2 protein-coding genes and 1 pseudogene are annotated in these 2,597 nt (G+C 40.7%); all 3 read left to right on the forward strand.

Going from position 1 to position 2,597, the window contains the following annotated elements; genetic code table 11:
* The coding region (locus tag AAHF22_RS23655) for an RHS repeat-associated core domain-containing protein (protein ID WP_347327455.1) at positions 1-1,289 on the forward strand (1,289 nt) is incomplete at its 5' end.
* Between the two features lie 8 nt (positions 1,290-1,297).
* Positions 1,298-1,849 (forward strand): hypothetical protein, encoded by a 552-nt coding sequence (locus tag AAHF22_RS23660; RefSeq protein ID WP_347327456.1) that lies wholly within the window; start codon positions 1,298-1,300, stop codon positions 1,847-1,849.
* A gap of 230 nt (positions 1,850-2,079) precedes the next feature.
* Positions 2,080-2,597: pseudogene (locus AAHF22_RS23665) on the forward strand (RHS repeat domain-containing protein); the annotation flags it as partial.

Here is a 2,597-nt window from a genome sequence, read left to right on the forward strand (position 1 = left end):
ACCTGCGCGGCAATCGCCTGACGCAAAAAGATACACGTGACCTGCCTGATGAGAAAGCAGCGAATTATCGCTATGATTTGCAAAATACATTGATCTCGGTAACGAAAGATAGTGTCAAGACGGCACTGAATTACTTGCCGGATGGTCTACGTTGGAAGAAAACAAACGGCAGTCAGGTGACGCAATATAGCTATAATGGAGCCGATCAGGTGATTGGTGACCAAACGAGCAATGGAACCATCTCCAGCTATATTCGTGGTGACCGCGTACTGGTGAAAAAGGACCTGACGAACCAGAAAGATTACTATTACCTCTACAATGGACACGGCGATGTCGTGCAGATGGTGGGGACGGATGGTAGTCTGGTGAATAGTTACCAGTATGATGAGTGGGGGAATCTGACGCAGCAGAAAGAAACCGTTGCAAACGAGTTTAAGTATGCGGGCGAGACGTATGATGCGGAAACCGGATTGTATTATCTAAAGGCGCGTTACTATGATCCTAGTATGGGGCGGTTTATCAACGAAGATACGGTTGAAGGAAAGATTTCTAATCCGTTAAGTTCCAATCTATATACGTATGTTGAAAATAAGCCTGTTAATATGATCGATCCTACTGGGAATATGGGACAGATGGTTTGTTCTCAAAGTGATGAAGCGTGTCATGCCAAAGCTGAATTCAATAGACAATTGCAAATTGCAAGAGCAGATCAACTTTTTGAGACTATTGGAGATTACGTCAATACTTCAATAGATAATTTAAACGCCTTTGGACCAGCAGGATCGACAGCGAATGTAACACTAAAGTCTTTGGGATATGGACTTAAATATGCAAGCGGGATATTAAAAGCTGTATTTGCTGAAAAAACAACGATGAAGATTCTAAATTTAGGTTCGGGAAGCTCTCCTATAGAAGGCGTTGTAAACATTGATATCAAATCGGGTAAAGGTGTTGATCTTGTTGCAGATGTCACCAAAGCATTACCTTATGCCAGTCAATCAGTAGACGCAATGATTGCCAGAAATCCCTACGGCTATGCACCTGTAAATTCGTTTACTACAGATGCACTAAAACCTGGTGGTACATTCACACTTACAGGAACATATTCTAACGCCTTTTTTAAAGAATACTATGATGCGACTGTAGAGCAGCTACAAACTTTAGGTTATAAAATATTATATCGGGGTGAAGCACAAGGAGCTTATAAATATAATAATTTTCAATCAAATGGAAAATCTATTAAGCCAGAAGCAATGAAACAAATAACATTAGAAAAGCTAGGAGGCTGATTTTAAAAATGAAAGTAACATTGGATGTAACTGGTTCTTTGTTTAACCAAAGAATTTCTACGGAAATAGCGTATACAGCATTCTATGCTAATTTTCACTTACCCCATACTGTGAATATGGAGATATATGGCTGTCATATTATTCAAGAAGAATATCTACTTTTCAAGACAAAACCATTCGTCATTCCAGAATTGGCACCTGCAATGATGAAAGAAGGCATTTTTATTATAGGAAAAACAAACCTTACCATTACAGGAGTTCAGTCTGGCAATTTATCCGTCTATTTATATCATCCGGACAAAAACGAATTTCTACAGGATCATCGAAAAAAATCAGTATGTTTACATCGTAATTGGCCTTCCACTGCAAATGAATATCGTGGAGCAGAATATGTTTTAGGAGGAACTTTAGAATGGCCTAGAGGACAACAAGAATTGATTTTGTATGCAACAGGCCAAGCGACGATGGAATTTGAGACAGAGGATTGTATTGCATTTAGTGAATATGCAATGAATCCAGACAAATATACGTATAAATTAGAAAATGAATTGCTATCATAAAATAACCCAATGTTGAAAATGTGGTTGTGATGTTCTGGAATGTTTATTGTACATCAAATGGCTTAGCTTCAACCAGATGGCATGTAAAAACCTATGCAGTATGTGTTTGTCTATAACATTAAATAACAAGAGTAAATAAAGTGATCCTTATCTAAACGATAGGGGTCACTTTATCTTATTGACATCGTTATGGACATAAAATCAAAGTCGTGGCGTACAAAGATGGTGCAATGAATCACAGCCAACCGATTCAGCAAAGCTACACGTATGATCTGGCAGGGGATGTGTTCACCTACACCGATCCGAACGGTAATCAGAATGGTAAAGGGGTCACGACCTCGTATACGTATGACGGAGGCGGTGGATTATCTAGCGTCATCAGCAACGCAAGCGGTAAGAGCGAAACGCTATATACGAAGAATTACAATGAAAAAAGTTTACTGACCGACAAAGCCGACAGCACCAATAATCACACGCAAATGAACTACAATGCGCGCGGTCTCACGGAGCAAGCCGTCGATCGCAATGGAACAAGTGCCACCTACACCTACGACGAGCGTGGACAACAGACCAGCGCGACGTTGAAGGCAGCTAGCACGAATACACTTGCCAGTGGCACGATGCAAGTCAAAAGCATTTTCGGTTCGGGTGGTAACATCCTAACCGATCGTCACGAGCTGTACATCAACGATGCCAAAGTCGCTACACAGACGAGCACAAGTGACAAACTGGATCGCGTCACAAGCTT

This window comes from Paenibacillus wenxiniae, from assembly GCF_039822605.1.
In the GTDB taxonomy this organism is placed as follows: Bacteria; Bacillota; Bacilli; order Paenibacillales; family Paenibacillaceae; genus Saccharibacillus; species Saccharibacillus wenxiniae.